Source organism: Actinosynnema sp. NPDC091369, from assembly GCF_044757065.1.
GTDB lineage: Bacteria > Actinomycetota > Actinomycetes > Mycobacteriales > Pseudonocardiaceae > Actinosynnema.
This window is the reverse complement of record NZ_JBIVUG010000011.1, coordinates 54,637-71,309: the sequence shown is the minus strand read 5'-3', so window position 1 is coordinate 71,309 and position 16,673 is coordinate 54,637. Positions and strand designations below refer to the sequence as shown.

Here is a 16,673-nt window from a genome sequence, read left to right as displayed (position 1 = left end):
GGGGCTTCAGGCTTTCAAGGCCCCGGTGACGACGCCCTTGACGAAGTAGCGCTGGAGGAACGGGTACACGCACACGATCGGCAGCGTCGCCAGCATCACGACCGCCATCTGCACGGACTGCGGTGACGTCGTGGCCAGCTCGCCCGACGTCTCGGCCAGCGACGCGCCACCCGTGACGTACTGGCGCAGCACCGTGCCGATCGGCCACTTGGTCTGGTCGTTGAAGTAGATGATCGCCTCGAAGAAGCGGTTCCAGTACGCGACCGCGTAGAACAACCCGACCACCGCGATCACCGCCTTCGACAGCGGCAGCACCACCTGGCGCAGGATGCCCAGCTCACCCGCGCCGTCGATGCGCGCCGCGTCGATCAGCTCGGCCGGGATCGACTGGAAGAACCCGCGCATCACGACCAGGTTGAACACGTTGACCAGGAACGGCAGGATCAGCGCCGCGTACCGGTCGAACAACCCCGTGCCCTGCACCACCAGGAACAGCGGCACCATCCCCGGCGGGAACAAGAACGTGAACAGCACCAGCAGCAGCATGGGCTTGCCGCCGTAGACCTTCGGCCGGCTCAACGTGTACGCCAGACCGATCGTGCACACCAGGCTCAACGCCGTGCCGACGACCGTCACGCCCGCGCTCACCAGCAGCGCCCGGCTGATGATCCCGCCCCGCAGGATCTCGGTGTACGCGCTGGACGAGAACTCGTCCGGCCACACCACCCAGCCGCCGTTGGCGATCACGTTCTGCGGACTGGCCAGGCTGGTCGCCAGGACCGTCCACAGCGGGAACACCACCAGCGCCACCACCACCGTCAACGCCACGGCCTTCGCCACGCGCACCGCGGGGGTCGGCCGGCCCATCCACGCCGGCGCCGTCGACCTGCTCATCCCTTGTACACCCCCTGCTCGCCCAGCCGGTGCGCCACCTTGTTGGCCGCGTAGATCAGCACCACGCCGACCACGCCCTTGAACAACCCGACCGCCGCCGCGTAGCCGAAGTCACCGTTCGCGAAGCCGGTGAAGTAGACGAACGTCTCCAGCACCTCGCCGGTCTCCGGACCCACCGACTGGCGCTGGAGGAAGAACTGCTCGAACCCGATCGACAGGAACTCGCCCAGCCGCAGCACCAGCAGCAGCACGACCACCGGCCGGATCGCGGGCAGCGTCACGTGCCACAACCGCCGCCACCAGCCCGCGCCGTCCAACGCCGCCGCCTCGTACTGCTGCTCGTCCACCTGGGACAGCGCGGCCAGGAAGATGATCGTGGCCCAGCCGCACTCCTTCCACACCAGCTGCGCCACCACCAGCGGCCCGTACAGGTCCGGGTTGCCGATGACCGACACACCGCCCACGCCCAAGGTCGACAGCCAGCCGTTCACCACGCCCGCGCCACCCAGCATCTGCTGGAACAGCGCCACCACGATCACCCACGACAGGAAGTGCGGCAGGTACACCACGCTCTGCACGAACCGCCGCACCGTGTCGCCCACGATGCTGTTGAGCAGCAGGGCCAGCGCGAGCGGCGCGGGGAAGAAGAACACCAGTTGCAGCACGGCGATCACCACCGTGTTCCGCACGGCGTTCCAGAACAGCGGGTCGGTGACCATGCGCTCGAAGTGCGCGAGCCCCACCCACCGGCTGCCCGACATGCCCAGGAACGGCACGTACTCCTGGAAGGCCAGCACGTTGCCGAACAACGCGCCGTAGTGGAAGACCAGGAAGTACGCCAGACCCGGCGCCGCGACCAGCAGCAGCACCCGGTCCGCCCGCACGCGGCGCAGCCGGCCGAGGCGGACCTCCCGCCGGGGGAGCGCTTTCCGCACCGGGGGACCGGCGCTGTCGCGGACCCGCGTCATGTTCACGTCGAACGCCTCTCTCGCGGTGTCCAGCCGAAACAGAACGGTCACGAAGATAAAACGGTTACACGAGTTCGTCAACGGCTTGCGCTTGCGGCTCTGGGCGGTGTATTCGCCTGTAGCCGGCGTGTCTTGGGGCGGCACGGCGGACGTTGTGAGCGGCAGGGGTTGTGCGTAGAGTGACGGTCGAGTGCAAACGTTTACATAGTCCTTCCGGCCTCTGATAGGAGCCCACTCCGTGCCACGGCGACCTGTCGCGGTCTTCGCCCTCGCCCCCTGGGCGTTCGCCGACGTCTTCCCGCCCGACGTCGTCACCCGGCTGCGGCAGTGGGTCGACGTCGACCCGACAACGACCTTCACCTCGTTCGACGGCCCGGCCGCCGCCGCGGCGCTGGCCGAGGCCGACATCCTGCTCACCGGCTGGGGCTGCCCGCGCGTCGACGCCGACCTGCTGGCCGCCGCGCCGAGGCTGCGCGCCGTCGTGCACGCCGCCGGCACCGTCAAGACCCGCCTCGACCCGGTCGTCTTCGAACGCGGCCTCGTCGTGTCCTCCGCCGCCCGGGTCAACGCCGTCCCGGTCGCCGACTACACCATGGCCATGCTGGTCCTGGGCACCAAGCGGGCGTTCAGCCGCGCCCACCGGTACGCGACCGCCGCCGAGGGCGCGCCCCGCGACTGGCTGTCCGGCGACGGCACCGGCCTGCACCACTGCACCGTCGGCGTCATCGGCGCCTCCCGCATCGGCCGCCTCGTGCTCGACCGGCTGCGCGCGTTCGACGTCGAAGTCCTGCTGCACGACCCCCACGTGACCCGCGCCGAAGCCACCCGCCTCGGCGCCGAACCGGTCGGCGTGGACGAGCTGTGCCGCCGCAGCGACGTCGTCACCGTCCACGCACCCGCCCTGCCCGAGACGCGCCACATGCTCGACGCCCGCCGACTCGACCTGCTGCCCGACGGCGCACTGCTCATCAACACCGCCCGCGGCTCGTTGATCGACACGGAAGCCCTGACCAGCGCCTGCGCCACCGGCCGCGTCTCCGCCATCCTCGACGTCACCGAACCCGAACCGCTGCCGGCCGGGCACCCGCTCTTCAGCCTGCCCAACGTGCTCATCACCCCCCACCTGGCCGGTGCCCAGGGGCGGGAGCTGCGCCGGCTCGGCGAGTTCGCCGTGGCCGAGGTGATCCGGTACCTCAGGGGAACACCGCTGCTCGGCCGGGTGGAACCCGAACGCCTGCCCTACATCGCGTGACCGAGCGGTGCCACGATCCCGTCGCCGACAGGTTGTCCGCGGCCTCCAAGATTTCGCCGCCGACGAAAGGAGCTGTGCGCCGATGAGCTGGCGTTTCGCGGTGAGCACTCTGGGCGCTCCCGGCGCACCCCTGCGCGACACCGCCCACCTCGCAGCCGCGCACGGCTGCGAAGGCTTGGAGATCCGCGTGCACCCGTCCGAGGAAGTGCACGTCGGAATGCCCGCCGCACAGGCCGCGCGGGCACGTGAGCAGGTCGCCGACGCCGGCCTGGAAATCGCGTGCCTGGCGGGGTACACGAAGGTGTGCGGCCCGGGGCCGGTGGTCGACGAACTGCGCGCCCTGCTCGACCTGGCCGTCCTCCTCGACGCCCCCGCCATCCGCGTCTTCCCCGGCGGCCACCACCCCGGCAGCGACCACCCCGGCAGCGACCACACCGATGGCGACGGCCAGGCCCTCGACCACATCGCCACCATCCTCCCCGACCTGCGTGCCACCGGCGTCCGGCTCCTGATCGAAACCCACGACTCCCACCCCACCGGCGAAGCCGCCTCACGCCTGGCGCAACCCCTCGCCTCGCCGAACCACGTAGCCGTGCTGTGGGACGCGGTGCACCCCTGGCGCGCCGGCGAACCACCGGCAACAACCCGTGCAGCCCTGGGGGAGTACCTGGCCTACTTCCAGCTCAAGGACGTCGCCACCAACGCCCACACCCCGGTCCTGCCGGGCGACGGCGACGTCCCATTGGCCGAATGCGCCCAACTGCTGGCAAACTGGTCCGGCTGGGTGTCCCTGGAATGGGAACGCGCTTGGTACCCCACGATCCCCCCACTTCCCATCCCCCTCCGCGCCGCCGCCGACTGGTACACCCACTGGCAACCACCAACCGAATCCCAACCACCATCCCCGCAGCTCAACGCCCCGACCTGATTCACTATCGGGTGAATCTCCCCGGACCACTAAAAAATATCGCCGTTACCAATCCCCTGAAACGTCGGTAGAAACAACAAGGGCCGCCCTCGACCGCCACCCCACCCCCCCCGCCCTCACCGCCACCCCCACTGCCGCGCCTCACTCGAACCCACCCGCCGCCCCTTCCTCGAGGAACTCGGCGACGCACCCCGCAAGCCGCTCCAACAACGCCTCAGCGTCCGCCAGGCAACGACCCACATCGGGCTCGAGCTGACTGAGCGCGAACACACCCCCGAACCCCGCCGCCACCACCTCACCCCGATCGAGCACACAACTCCCAGCCACCGCCACCACCTCCACCCCCGCCTCACGAGCCACCGCCACCACCCCCACCGGTGCCTTGCCCCGCAACGTCTGCCGATCCAGTCGGCCCTCCCCGGTCACCACCAGCCGCGCACCGGTCAACCGCTCCGCCAGCCCGGTCAGCTCCAGCACCAGCTCGATCCCCCGCCGCACCCGCGCCCCGAGCGCCAACAACGCGAACCCCGCCCCGCCGGCCGCACCCGCACCGGGCCGTGCCGCGGCATCGGGATCCAGCAGCCCCGCCCACCGCGCCAGGTCGGTGTCCAAGGCGGCGACGAGCGGGCCGTCCGCACCCTTCTGCGGCCCGTACACCGCCGCCGCGCCGTGCGGGCCGAGGAGCGGGTTGTCCACGTCGCACGCCACGACCAGCTCCACCTCGCCCAGCCGCGGGTGCAGGTCGGTTCGGTCGATCGAGTGAACGGCGTGCAGCGGGGACGTGGTGGCGTCGAGCGGGACGCCGTGCGCGTCCAGCAGCCGTGCGCCCAGCGCCACCAGCAGGCCGGTGCCGCCGTCCGTGGTCGCGCTGCCGCCCAGCCCGACGACGACCGTGTGGTGGCCCGCGTCCAGCGCCGCGGCGATCACGCGGCCCGTGCCGAGCGTCGACGCCGCCGCCGCGCGGTCCGGTGTCGCGGGCACGTCCGCGACCAAGTCGAGCCCGGACGCCTCGGCCAGCTCCACGACCGCGACACCCTCACGGGAGGCGTACCGGGCTGTCACGGGGCGGCCCAGGGGATCGGTCGTCGGCACCGGCACTGCGGTGAACCCGGCGGTGAGCAGGGCGTCCACGGTGCCCTCGCCCCCGTCGGCGACGGGGTGCTCGTGCGCGACGACCCCGTGGCGGCGCAGTCCCCGCGCAACGGCGGCTGTGGCGCGTCGGGCGGACAGCGAGCCCTTGAACGAGTCCAGTGCCACGACGACGTGGTCGGGTTCAGTCACGGCTGCCAATGGAAAGCGCTTTCCGTAGGCGAGTCAAGCTCGCGGGCGAACCTTGACGACCCGGCCGGCACCCGGAATACTGCGCGGAAAGCGCTTTCCGGTCCCGACCCGGACCTGGACCGATCCCGACCGCGACCCGACCGCACCCCTGATCGCACCTGGAGGTCTGCCGGTGACGACCGCGTTGTCCGTGCGCCACGACATCGGATCCGCGCTGACGCTGTCAGCCGGCGACGTCGACCTGGCCCGCTACGTCTACGTCCCCGACACTCCGCGGCTGGAGTCGCCCAAGCCCTACCTCCACCCCGTCCGCACCCGCGCCGGCCGGGTGGTGAGCCTCTTCCGCCCCCACGACCACGTCTGGCACAAAGGGCTCGCCTGGTCGCTGCCCAACGTCGGCGACGAGAACTTCTGGGGCGGCCCGACCTACGTCCACGGCCGGTCCTACGTCCAGCTGGACAACAACGGCACCCAGCACCACCGGCACGTGCGAGACGTCGGCGTGAACGACGATCACGCCTGGTTCACCCACGAGTTGGACTGGATCACCCAATCCGGCCACACCGTGATCACCGAACGTCGGACCATCACCGCCACCCTGCTGTCCGCCGACGCCTGGGCCCTGACCTTCGACACCACCATGATCAACACCTCCGGCCACGAGATCGCGTTCGGCTCGCCGACCACCCGCGGCCGGGAGAACGCGGGCTACGGCGGCCTGTTCTGGCGCGGCCCCCGCTCGTTCACCGGCGGGGACGTCGTCACCCCCGACGGCGTCGGCGGCGACGAGGTGCGCGGCCGGCGGGCCGAGTGGATGGCCTTCGCGGGCCGGCACGACGGCGACGCGGCGCAGTCGGTGGTCCTGCTGCTCGACCACGACGCCAACCCGCACCACCCGCCGCGGTGGTTCGCCCGGACCGTCGAGTTCGCCTGCCTCAACCCGGCCCCGTTCTTCAGCGAGGAACTCGTCCTCCCGGACGGGGGCACCGTGCGCTTCCGCTACGGCGCCGCCGTGGCCGACGGCACCGCGGAGGACGCGAACGCCCTGGCCGACGCCGTGCGCGAGGTGCTGCGCCGGTGAGCACGTTCCCGGGCGGCACGTCGCTGTCGTTCCTGGACGTTTACGACGACGCCGCACCCGACGGCGTCGTGGGCGGCAGCCCGCACCTGCACCTGGCGTCGACCGAGTGCTACGTGGTCGTGGGCGGCGAGGGCGAGCTGCACACGGTGACCCTCGACGGCTGCCGCGAGATCCCGCTCCGCCCCGGTTCGGTGGTGTGGTTCACCCCGGGCACCCTCCACCGCGCGGTCAACCACGGCGGCCTGCGCGTGGTCGTGCTGATGGCCAACGCCGGCCTGCCCGAGGCCGGTGACGCGGTGATGACGTTCCCGCGCGACGTCGTCGCCGACCCGGACCGCTACCGCGCCGCCGCGACCCTGCCGCCCCGCGCGACGGAAGCCGAACGCGCCGCCGACGCTCGCCGACGCCGTGACCTGGCCGTCGAGGGCTTCCTGCCCCTCCTCGACGCGCTCCGCGACGGCGACGCGGCCCCGCTGCGCGAGTTCCACGCCGCGGCGGCAGCCCTGGTCCGGGAGCGCGCCGGGACGTGGGCGTCGATCGTGCGCGCCGGCCCGCTCGACCAGGCCGAGGCCACCCTCGCGCTCACCGGCGACCTCTCCCTGGGCCTGGCCCCGCACCTCGAACGCGCCGCCGTGTTCCACTCTCCCGCACGACGGGCGTTCGGCATGTGCGGCCGGCTGAGCCCGGTCGACGTCGCCCGCACCGAAGCAGACGAGGAGCACCCATCGTGACCACCCGCACCTGCGCGATCGTCGGCACGGGCGCGATCGCCGGCGCCCACGCCGAGGCGATCGCCGCGCTGCCGGGCCGCGCGCGCCTCGTCGGCGTCGTGGACGTCCAGCCCGACCGGGCGGCGGAGTTCGCCGCGAGGTGGGACGTGCCCACCTACCCGACCGTGGCCGACCTGCTCGACGCCCAGCGGCCCGACCTGGTCCACCTGTGCACGCCGCCCGGCACCCACCTGCCGCTCGCGCTGGAGTGCCTGGCGGCCGGCGCGTCGCCCGTGGTGGAGAAGCCGCCGGTGCTGTCGCTGGCCGAGTTCGACCGGCTGCGCGCGGCGGAGGCCGACGCGGGCGTACCCGTGGCCACCGTGTTCCAGCACCGGTTCGGCTCCGGCGCCGTGCGGCTGCGCCGGCTGCTGGCCGAGGGCGTGCTGGGCCGACCGCTCGTCGCGTCCGCGCACACGTTGTGGTTCCGCGACGACGACTACTTCGCCGTGCCGTGGCGAGGCCGCTGGGACGTCGAAGGGGGCGGCCCGACCATGGGGCACGGCATCCACCAGTTCGACCTGCTGCTGTCGGTCCTCGGCCCGTGGTCCAGCGTCACCGCGATCGCCGAGCGCCAAGCCCGCCCGACCGACACCGAGGACGTCTCGGCCGCGCTCGTGCGCTTCCGGTCCGGCGCGGTCGCCACCGTGGTCAACTCCCTGGTGTCACCGCGCCAGACCAGCCAGCTGCGCTTCGACTTCGAGCACGCCACGGTCGACCTGGAACACCTCTACGGCTACACGAACGCCAACTGGTCGTTGACCGCCGGACCCGAGGTCACGTCGGCGTGGGACGGCGACCCGACCGACGTGCCCAGCGGCCACACCGCCCAGCTGACCGCTGTGCTGGACGCCCTGGACAAGGGCGAGGCCCCTCCGGTCTCCACCGCCGACACCAGGGTGACCATGGAGTTCGTCGCGGCCGTCTACGCCTCCTCGTTCACCGGCCGCACGGTCGCCCAGGGCGAGATCGCCGAAGGTGACCCGTTCTACGCGAGCATGGAGGGCACCGGCGCGCCCTGGCCGCGCCGATCGGCCCGGTAAACGGAGCGACAACGGGCGCGTGCGGGCAATACCGTCCGCCGCATGCGCGCACAACCCTCCCTGACGTGGCGGCCGCTGACCCGTGACGACGCCAAGGTGTCGGCCGACCTCCTCAACGCCATGGAGGCCGCGGACCGGATCGGCGAGCACTACACCGAGGAGGACACCCTCCAGGAGCTGATCGACCCCTACGCGGACCTGGAGCGCGCGAGCCTCGCGGCCTTCGACGGAGACGTGCTGGTCGGCTTCGTGAAGGTCCGCCACAAGCCGGTCGCGGACGAGGTCCACCGGGTCTTCCTCGACGGCGGGGTCCACCCCGACCACCGGCGCCGGGGCCTGGGCACCGCGCTCGTGGCGGCCGGGGTGGCGGCGGCGAAGGTCGTGCACGAGCTGCACCACCCGACGTCGAAGCTGGTGGTCGACGTGCACAAGGCCGAGCACATCGCCGGGGTCGCCGAGCTCCTGCGCTCGCGCGGCTTCGAGGCGGTCCGCTACTACGAGTACCTGGAGCACCCGCTCGGCGACGCGATCCCCGACGCGGCGATCCCCGGCGGGCTGCGGGTCGAGCCGTGGTCGGCGGAGAACGACGAGGAGTTCCGGTCGGTCCGCAACGAGTCGTACCTGGACCACTGGGGCGCGACGCCGATGCCCGCGGACGCCTGGCAGAACAAGATCACCAACCAGACGTTCCGGCCCGAGGTCAGCTTCCTGCTCCGGGACGCGGCGACCGGGACCGCGGTCGGCGTGCTGGTGACCTTGTCCTGGGACGCCGACACGGCCGCGACCGGTGTCCGTGACGCCCGGTTCATGCTCATCGGAACGCTCCGGCCGTACCGGGGGCGCGGTGTCGCGGGCGCGCTGGTCGCGCACGCCCTGCGCGCCGCCGCCGAGCAGGGCTACGACCGCGCCTGCGCGAGCGTGGACTCGGCGAGCCCGTTCGGGGCGTCCGGGCTGTTCGACCGGGCCGGCTTCACGCCGAAGACGCGGCACGTGCGCTGGGCGCTGGAACCCGACGCGCCCACGTCACCGCTCGCTGCCCCGAGGTGACGTCCGCCGCCGTGCCCACCGCCATCCCGACGACGACGGCCGTGAGATCCCGAGCTCCCCGCCGACATCGGGTCGACGCTGTGGTTCGGGTGCGGGCACCCCGACTGGTCCGAGGTCGCCCGGGGCTCGAAGCTGGGCGTTCTGGTGGCAGACCGACCCCTGGCAGCTCACCTGCCGCGACTGCGACCGCGGCGAGCTGCACCCCGCGGGCTGGGAGTTCGGCCGGCAGGGTGCGCTGAACATCTTCACGTGCCCCCGCGACAGCACCCACCCGTTCAAGCTCCAGATCGACTGACGACCTCAGCTCCCGTCCGCTGCGGGTGACGGGGCGTAGCGGGCGGCCAGCGCGGTGGCGCGGGCGTGCAGGGAGTCGCGCAGCCACGGTGGGGCGAGGGCTTCCGCGCCCGGGGCGAGCTGCCACAGCGCCCACTCGGCGTGGCGCGGGTCCTGGAACGTCACCTCCACCCGCAGCTGGCCGTCCGCGTCGGTCTCCTCGGAGAGCACGGCCACCGCCTTGGCGACCAGGTCCTCCCTCCGCGCCGGGTGCACCCGCACCAGCACGGCGACCTGGTCGCCGCCGGCCCGGAACCGCGTGCCGCGCTCCTGCCAGGCCCGGTCCAGGTCGACCCGGTCCGGTCGCTGCGCCGGTTCGGCGAGCTCCTCGGCGGCCACCACCCGGGACAGCCGGTACGTGCGGTCCTCGCCGGACCGCGTGGCCAGCAGGTAGCCCTGGTCCCGCACGGTCACCAGACCGATCGGGTCCACCGTGCGCCACCGCGCCCGCTGCCCCTCGGCCGCGTAGTGGATGCGCAGCTTGTGCCCGGCGAACACCGCGCGCCGGATCTCGCCCACCACTGCGTCGGGCACCTCCTCCGCCACCACCCGGCGCGAGAGGAGGTCGGTTTCCGGGTCGATGAGCAGCCGCTCGGCCACGCCGACGGCGGCGCTGCGGTGGCCCTCCGGCAGCGCGTCGACCACCTTGAGCATCGCCGAGGCGAGCGCCGACCCGAGGCCGAACGCCTGCGCGCCGCGCCGCGACCCGGCGACCAGCAGGGCGAGCGCCTCGTCGTGGTTCAGCCCGGTCAGCTCGGTGCGGAACCCGGGCAGCAGCGAGAACCCGCCGTGCCGGCCGCGTTCGGCGTAGACCGGGACGCCCGCCGCGGACAGCGCCTCGACGTCCCGCAGCACGGTCCGGGTGGACACCTCCAGCTCGCGCGCCAGCGCGGCGGCCGACAGCCGACCGTGCCGGCGCAGCAGCAGCACCAGCGAGACCAACCGATCGGCGCGCACGCGGAAAAGCTAGCGGAATACACGACACAGGATGTCGTGATTCGTTGCGAGGCTTCCGGCACGACGTCACCGATCAGCGGCACCGGGCCGCGGGACGTCGATGATCCGAATGGAGCTGAAGTGGCTGTGGAGCGCACGGCGGTCAACCCGTGGACGTGGTCGGTGGACCTGGGCTACCACCAGGGCGAACTCGTCTCCGGGCACACCCGGACCCTGTACGTCGCCGGGCAGACCGCGATGAGCGGTGACGGCGAGCCCCTGCACGACGGTGACATGGCGGCGCAGGTGGCGCTGAGCCTGGACAACGTGGAGGCGGTGCTCGGCGAGGCCGGCATGTCCCTGCGCGACCTCGTCCGGCTCACCGTCTACACCACCGACGTGGACCTGCTCTTCCGGCACTACGGCGTGCTGGCGTCGCGGTTGGGGGCCGCCGGGGCGGCACCGGCCACCACGATGCTCGGCGTGACGCGGCTGGCGCTGCCGAGCCTGCTGGTCGAGCTCGAAGGCACCGCCGTCGCCTGACGCCCGCGCCGCTCGTGCCGGACGGACCGGCACGAGCGGCACGCGGTCGGGGACCGCGTGAGCACTCCTCCGATCGGCGGAACACTCGGCACTCCCCGCACCGCGTCATCTGTCCTTTGTGGATGATCGGGACCGCCTCGGCCGCGTTCCGGCCGCCCGCGCCGCGGATCGGCTCCGGTGAATGTTCGGCGCGGAGGTAAACAGATGGGACGCGGCCGGAGTCTTCAAGCAGTGATGGGTGACTACGAGGACTTCGTGCGGCAGCGACTGCCGCGGTTGCTGCGCTACGCGACGATGCTCACCGGTGAGCGCGAGCTGGCGGCCGACCTGGTGCAGGACGTGCTGGTCAAGCTGTACCGGCGCTGGTCGCGGATCCGGAACGCCGACCACCCGGACCGCTACGTCCTGCGCATGGTCACCAACGGCTACCTGTCCTGGCGGCACAGCACGTCGGCGCGCCTGATCGCCACCGCCGACCTGCCCGACGAGGCGCGGCCGGACGACTTCGCCGCCGACCACGCGTTGCGCGAGGACCTGTGGCAGCGCCTGGCGGGCCTGCCCCGCCGCCAGCGGGCCGTGCTGGTGCTCCGCTACTACGAGCAGCTCGACGACGTGGAGATCGCCGACCTGCTCGACTGCGCCCGCGCCACCGTGCGGGCGCACGCCCACCGGGCACTGACGACACTGCGGAACGGCCTGACCGTGGAGCAGTTGGCCGAGGCCAGGGAGAGCTGATGGACCGCGAGTTGACCGACGTCGAGAAGCTGATCGCGGACACCTTCGCCGCGCACGAGCACGTCGCACCCGACGGGGACGCGGTGCTCGCCGCCGCACGGGCGCGCATCGACCGCAGGCGTGCCGTGCCGAGCCGGCCGTTCGCGGTCGCCGCCGGCGTGGTGGCGCTGACCCTCGTCGCGGTCACCGCCGTGGCGGTGCACCGGCCCGCCCCCTCCGACCCCGCGCAGGACGCCGCGGCCCTGTCCGGTGCGGTGACCCCGACCCCGACCGAGCCGACCGTCGCGGACCTGCCGATGCCGTTCTCCCTCGGCTGGCTGCCACCGGGTTCGGTCGAGCACGTGGCGCGGCGGATCAACATCGGTGCCGCCGCGGAAGCCCTGGACAAGCCGTTGTACGGCGGCGAGTACATGCTCACCGTCACCACCGGGGACCAGGTGCTCCTCGTCGACGTCCAGCAGTTCCGGATGACCGAGGTGGACCGGGCCGCGTTCAAGTCCGGCCAGGGCAGCCCGGTCACGGTCAACGAGCGGCCCGGTGTCGAGAGCACGTCACCCGACAGCGGTTACGAGCTGTACCTGGCGCACCCCGAGGGCGGGTCCATGTACGTGCACGTGTCCAACCGGCACGGCAGCACGGTGGCCGCGGCGCAGCTCGCCGACATCGGCCGGCGGATCGCGCAACACCTCCGCTTCCCCGGCACCGCGACCGTCACCCCCGCGTTCGGGCTGGGCGACCTGCCGAACGGCCTGCGGGTGTGCGCGTTCGCGGTCGAGGGGGCGTCCTCGACCCGGGCGGAGCCCACCACGAGCTACTCCGTGGGCACCTGCGCCACGACCATTCCGCCGGTCACCGTCAGCACCGCCGCCGCGGACGCGCCGACCGGCGTGGCCGGCGAGCCCGTGCAGGGCCGCGCGACGCGTCACGCCGAGGACGACGGCTACCACAGGCTGTGGGTCCTCGACGCGGTCGCCGGCACCCCGGTGAGCATCGCCGGCCGCGTGCCGCTGACCGACCTGTACGACATCGCGCACCGTCTCGTCCTGCCCCGCTGAAGCACCGCGGCGCGGACCTCTCGGAACGGAAACGAGCCAACGTGATCGGAGGACATGTGGTGGGCCGAAGGAGATGGTGGCGAGGCGGGGCCGCGGCCGTGCTGGCCGCGAGCGCGGTCGTGGCGGTGGGCCCGGGGGCGCTCGCCCAACCGGACGCCCGCGCCGGCCGGGGCGAGCCGGTCTCGGTCACGCTGGTCAGCGGCGACCGGGTCGAGCTGTGGGGGAGCGGCCCGTCGGCCCCGCTGCGGATCGAGCCCGCGCCGCGCGCGCACTCCGTGCCGTTCCAGGACTACTGGCAGGACGGCGACCGCTACGTCGTGCCCGGTGACGCGGCCCCGCTGGTGGGCGACGGCGTGCTGGACCGCGAGCTGTTCAACGTCACCGGGCTGGTCCGCCAGCGCTACGACGACGCGCGCACCGCGGCGGTGCCGTTGCTGGTCGAGTACGCCGACGGCGTCCGCGCCCGGACCTCGGCGCCCACCGGCGCGACGGTGCGCCGCGAGCTGCCCGAGCTCAACCTGACCGCGGTGGACCAGACCAAGGACCACGCGACCGACTTCTACCGCGGGCTGACCGGCACGCACACCGCCCGCGGCGCCGGCGGTGTGCGCAAGGTCTGGCTGAACAAGCGGGTCCGGGCCGCGCTCGACCAGAGCGTGCCCCAGGTCGGCGCGCCGACGGCCTGGCAGCGCGGGCTGACCGGGGCCGGGGTGCGGGTCGCCGTGCTGGACACCGGCATCGACACCGACCACCCCGACCTCGCCGGCAAGACCGCCGTCAGCCAGGACTTCACCGGGAGCGGCGGCGTCGAGGACGGGCACGGGCACGGCACGCACGTCGCGTCGATCATCACCGGGACGGGCGCCGCCTCGGGCGGGCAGTACCGGGGAGTGGCGCCGGACGTCACCCTGGCGGTGGGCAAGGTGCTCGACGACAGCGGCTGGGGCACCGACGACAGCGTGCTCGCCGGCATGCGGTGGGCCGCCGCCGAGTCCGGCGCGAAGGTCGTCAACCTGAGCCTGGGCGGTGGGCCCACCGACGGCGCGGACCCGATGTCGGTCGCGGTGAACACGCTCAGCCGCCAGTACGGGACGCTGTTCGTGATCGCCGCCGGCAACTCCGGGGCGGACCGCGCGGTGAGCTCACCGGGGGCCGCGGACGACGCGCTCACCGTCGGCAGCGTGTCCAAGCGCGACGAGCCGAGCCCGTTCTCCAGCCGCGGCCCGCGGCTCGGCGACGGGGCGGCCAAGCCGGAGATCAGCGCGCCGGGCGGCGGCATCGTCGCGGCCCGACCGGCCGGCGTGCCGCCTCTGGGCGACCCGGTCGGCGACGGCTACCAGCGGCTCGACGGCACCTCGATGGCCGCCCCGCACGTGGCCGCCGCGGCGGCGGTCCTGGCCCAGCAGCACCCCGACTGGACCGGGTCCACGCTCAAGTCCGCCCTGGTCAGCAGCGCGCAGGAGCTGCCGGGGGCCGGTGTGTTCCGGGTCGGCGCGGGCCGACTCGACCTGGCCCGCGCGACCGCGACCCCCGTCGTCGCCACCGCCGCCGTCTCGGTGTACCTGCCCTGGCCGAACAGCGGGTCGCGGGAGCGCCGGACGATCACCTGGACCAACACCGGCCCCACGCCGATCACGCTGTCCGCACGCGTCGACCTGGTCGACGAGAAGGGCCAACCGGCCCCCGCCGGGCTGACCGCCCTCTCCGCCGACAGCGTCACGGTGCCGGCCGGCGGCAGCGCGCCGGTCGAGCTGACCGTCACCGGGCAGGAAGGCCGGTCCGGGACCTACTCCGGGGTGCTCGTCGCGAGCGACCCCACCGGCACGACCCGCACCCGCACCGCGATCTCGGTGTACCAGCAGGAGCAGCGGCACTCGTTCACCCCGACCGTGCTGGACCGCGCCGGCGCCGAACCGGAGCGCAACGGCCGGTCGGTGGTGCACGTCTTCGACCTGGAGACCGGTGACGCCCACGTCACCTTCTCCGGCACCGCCGTCACCCTGCCCCGCGGCCGGTACGCCGTGCACGCCTCGGTCACCACGACCGAGCCGGGCGGCGAGACGTCGCACACGGTGGTCAGCCACCCCGAGCTGACCCTCGACCGGGACGTCACGCAGGTGTTCGACGCCCGCTTGGGCCACCCGGTCACCGCCGAGCCGGACAACCCGGCCGCGCGCGGCGGGACGCACGCCCTCTACGCCACCTCCCGGTTCGCGGACTGCGACTGCCTGTTCTCGCTCGTCCAGGAAGGTGACGCGCGGTTCGAGCCGATGTACGCGGCGACCCTGCCGGGCACGTCCTCGGACACCTTCTCGCTCGGCCACGCCCGCCGCGCCACCGAACCGGCCCTGGAGATGGTGGCCGACGACGGACAGCCGTTCGACGTGAACCTCCAGCTGCTGTACGGCACGCCGCCGACCGGGCAGACGACGCTCACCGCCGTCTACGGTGCTTCCGGCACCCCGGAGGACCTCGCCGGCATCGACGCCGCCGGCAAACTCGTGGTGATCGAGTTCGACCCCGCGATCGGCCGTGACGAGTGGCTGCGCCGCGGCGTCGCCATCGCCCGAGCGGGCGGCGAGCTGGGCCTGATCCGGTTCCTGGAGCAAGGATCCGGACCTCCGGCCCCACCGCCGGGCGGCCCGGTCGAGGGCGAGCCGGTGCCCGCCTTCTACGGCAGCGACAACCCCACCGTGGACCGGCTGGTCGAGCTGGTCAAGCGCGGCGAGACCCCGGTGCGCTACGCCGGCCGGGAGACCACCGACCTGCGCTACGAGCTGGTCCACGGGGTCCAACGGCAGGTCACCGCGCCGCTCACCTACCGGCCGCGCACCCAGGACCTGGCCACCATGCGTGCCGCCTACCACGACAACGCGCCGACCGCGGCCGGCTTCGCCGCGTTCGGCGAGCTGTTCGGCCGCACCATCGGCACCGGGTGGCTCGCGCGCACCGCGTCCCGGCAGGAACGGGTGGAGTACTTCACCCCGACCAAGTGGGACCTGCTCTGGAGCACCGGCCCGGACGTCCTGTCCGACTCCGCGACGCTCACCGCCGGCCGACCGCCGACCCGGATCGCGTGGAACAAGGCCGTCACCGGCCCGTCCCTGCGCGGCACCACGGTGAACTCCGTGCTCGAAGAAGCCCACCCCTGGTCGTGGCGCCACGACGGGAGGATCAGCGTCAAGCTCCCCCTGTACGGCGACGGCAACGGCCGCCCACGCCAGGTCGACCCGTTCCGCGACGCCACGGGTTCCATCACCGTCCACCGCGACGGCCAGGCGCTGGGCGAGGTCGGGGTGACCGAGGTCGCCGAGTACCCGGTCCCGGACCGGGAATCCACCTACCGGGTCGTCGCCGACGCCCACCAGTCCGGCCCGACCTGGACGCTGTCCACAGTGGTCACCGCCGACTGGACCTTCCGCTCCTCCGCGGCGGGCGACGGCAAGGCACTGCCGATGCTGACCACCCGCTTCGCACCCCCGGTCGACCTCCACAACCGCGCCCCCGCCAACCGCCCGTTCACCTTCCCCGCCCACGTGGAACGCCAGGACGGCCCGGCCCGGATCACCTCGCTGTCGGTGGAGGTCTCCTACGACGACGGCACGACCTGGCAACCGGCCCGCACCACCCGCGACCGCGACCACTGGACCGTCACCGTGCGGCACCCCAGCACCGGCTACGCCTCCCTCCGCTCCCACGCCACCGACTCGGACGGCAACCGCCTGACCCAAACCATCATCCGCGCCTACCAACTCCACTGACCAAGCCGTGACGCGACGAGCCGCCTGTGCGACCACAGGCGGCTCGTCG

The 16,673-nt window shown here is 73.2% G+C and carries 14 protein-coding genes; 10 read left to right on the top strand and 4 right to left on the bottom strand.

Going from position 1 to position 16,673, the window contains the following annotated elements; translation table 11 throughout:
- Positions 1–6: 6 nt before the first annotated feature.
- Both ACIQMJ_RS31840 and ACIQMJ_RS31835 read right to left on the bottom strand, forming a co-directional pair.
- The gene (locus ACIQMJ_RS31840) at positions 7–894 is read right to left on the bottom strand and encodes a carbohydrate ABC transporter permease (protein WP_499764690.1); all 888 of its coding nucleotides are present in this window, start codon (positions 892–894) and stop codon (positions 7–9) included.
- On the bottom strand, positions 891–1,913 hold the full coding sequence (locus tag ACIQMJ_RS31835; protein WP_499764689.1) for an ABC transporter permease: 1,023 nt from the start codon (positions 1,911–1,913) through the stop codon (positions 891–893). Before ACIQMJ_RS31835 ends, ACIQMJ_RS31840 begins: the two co-directional genes overlap by 4 nt.
- A gap of 187 nt (positions 1,914–2,100) precedes the next feature.
- Here ACIQMJ_RS31835 and ACIQMJ_RS31830 point away from each other — a divergent pair, with 187 nt between their 5' ends.
- Both ACIQMJ_RS31830 and ACIQMJ_RS31825 read left to right on the top strand, forming a co-directional pair.
- A complete protein-coding gene (locus tag ACIQMJ_RS31830; RefSeq protein ID WP_499764688.1) occupies positions 2,101–3,114 on the top strand; it encodes a hydroxyacid dehydrogenase in 1,014 nt (337 codons plus the stop codon).
- An 82-nt stretch (positions 3,115–3,196) separates the two neighbouring features.
- Complete coding sequence (locus tag ACIQMJ_RS31825) at positions 3,197–4,042, top strand: sugar phosphate isomerase/epimerase family protein (protein ID WP_499764687.1); 846 nt, start codon at positions 3,197–3,199, stop codon at positions 4,040–4,042.
- A gap of 141 nt (positions 4,043–4,183) precedes the next feature.
- Here ACIQMJ_RS31825 and ACIQMJ_RS31820 read toward each other — a convergent pair whose 3' ends face one another.
- Positions 4,184–5,323 carry a glycerate kinase gene (locus tag ACIQMJ_RS31820; protein WP_499764686.1) on the bottom strand — a complete coding sequence of 380 codons (1,140 nt, stop codon included), beginning with the start codon at positions 5,321–5,323 and terminating at the stop codon, positions 4,184–4,186.
- A 172-nt stretch (positions 5,324–5,495) separates the two neighbouring features.
- On the opposite strand from ACIQMJ_RS31820, the gene ACIQMJ_RS31815 reads away from it, so the two are divergent.
- The 4 genes from ACIQMJ_RS31815 to ACIQMJ_RS31800 are packed head-to-tail and all read left to right on the top strand — an operon-like array spanning position 5,496 to position 9,261.
- A complete protein-coding gene (locus tag ACIQMJ_RS31815) occupies positions 5,496–6,404 on the top strand; it encodes a DUF6807 domain-containing protein (RefSeq protein ID WP_499764685.1) in 909 nt (302 codons plus the stop codon).
- Entirely contained in the window at positions 6,401–7,135 is a 735-nt protein-coding gene (locus ACIQMJ_RS31810; protein ID WP_499764684.1) for a cupin domain-containing protein, read from the top strand. Before ACIQMJ_RS31815 ends, ACIQMJ_RS31810 begins: the two co-directional genes overlap by 4 nt.
- Positions 7,132–8,214 (top strand): Gfo/Idh/MocA family protein, encoded by a 1,083-nt coding sequence (locus tag ACIQMJ_RS31805; protein WP_499764683.1) that lies wholly within the window; start codon positions 7,132–7,134, stop codon positions 8,212–8,214. Before ACIQMJ_RS31810 ends, ACIQMJ_RS31805 begins: the two co-directional genes overlap by 4 nt.
- A 42-nt stretch (positions 8,215–8,256) precedes the next feature.
- Complete coding sequence (locus ACIQMJ_RS31800) at positions 8,257–9,261, top strand: GNAT family N-acetyltransferase (protein WP_499764682.1); 1,005 nt, start codon at positions 8,257–8,259, stop codon at positions 9,259–9,261.
- A gap of 300 nt (positions 9,262–9,561) precedes the next feature.
- Here ACIQMJ_RS31800 and ACIQMJ_RS31795 read toward each other — a convergent pair whose 3' ends face one another.
- Positions 9,562–10,551, bottom strand: a complete 990-nt coding sequence (locus ACIQMJ_RS31795; protein ID WP_499764681.1) for a helix-turn-helix transcriptional regulator — start codon at positions 10,549–10,551, stop codon at positions 9,562–9,564.
- A gap of 126 nt (positions 10,552–10,677) precedes the next feature.
- On the opposite strand from ACIQMJ_RS31795, the gene ACIQMJ_RS31790 reads away from it, so the two are divergent.
- The 4 genes from ACIQMJ_RS31790 to ACIQMJ_RS31775 all read left to right on the top strand — a co-directional run bounded on the left by ACIQMJ_RS31790 (position 10,678) and on the right by ACIQMJ_RS31775 (position 16,624).
- Positions 10,678–11,073: a RidA family protein gene (locus tag ACIQMJ_RS31790; RefSeq protein ID WP_499764837.1), complete on the top strand. Its 396-nt coding sequence runs from the start codon at positions 10,678–10,680 to the stop codon at positions 11,071–11,073.
- Between the two features lie 234 nt (positions 11,074–11,307).
- Positions 11,308–11,808 carry a SigE family RNA polymerase sigma factor gene (locus ACIQMJ_RS31785; RefSeq protein WP_499764680.1) on the top strand — a complete coding sequence of 167 codons (501 nt, stop codon included), beginning with the start codon at positions 11,308–11,310 and terminating at the stop codon, positions 11,806–11,808.
- Positions 11,808–12,863: a hypothetical protein gene (locus ACIQMJ_RS31780; RefSeq protein WP_499764679.1), complete on the top strand. Its 1,056-nt coding sequence runs from the start codon at positions 11,808–11,810 to the stop codon at positions 12,861–12,863. The genes ACIQMJ_RS31785 and ACIQMJ_RS31780 overlap by 1 nt, the downstream gene beginning before the upstream one ends.
- Positions 12,864–12,922: 59 nt before the next feature.
- Complete coding sequence (locus ACIQMJ_RS31775; RefSeq protein ID WP_499764678.1) at positions 12,923–16,624, top strand: S8 family serine peptidase; 3,702 nt, start codon at positions 12,923–12,925, stop codon at positions 16,622–16,624.
- Positions 16,625–16,673 lie beyond the last annotated feature (49 nt).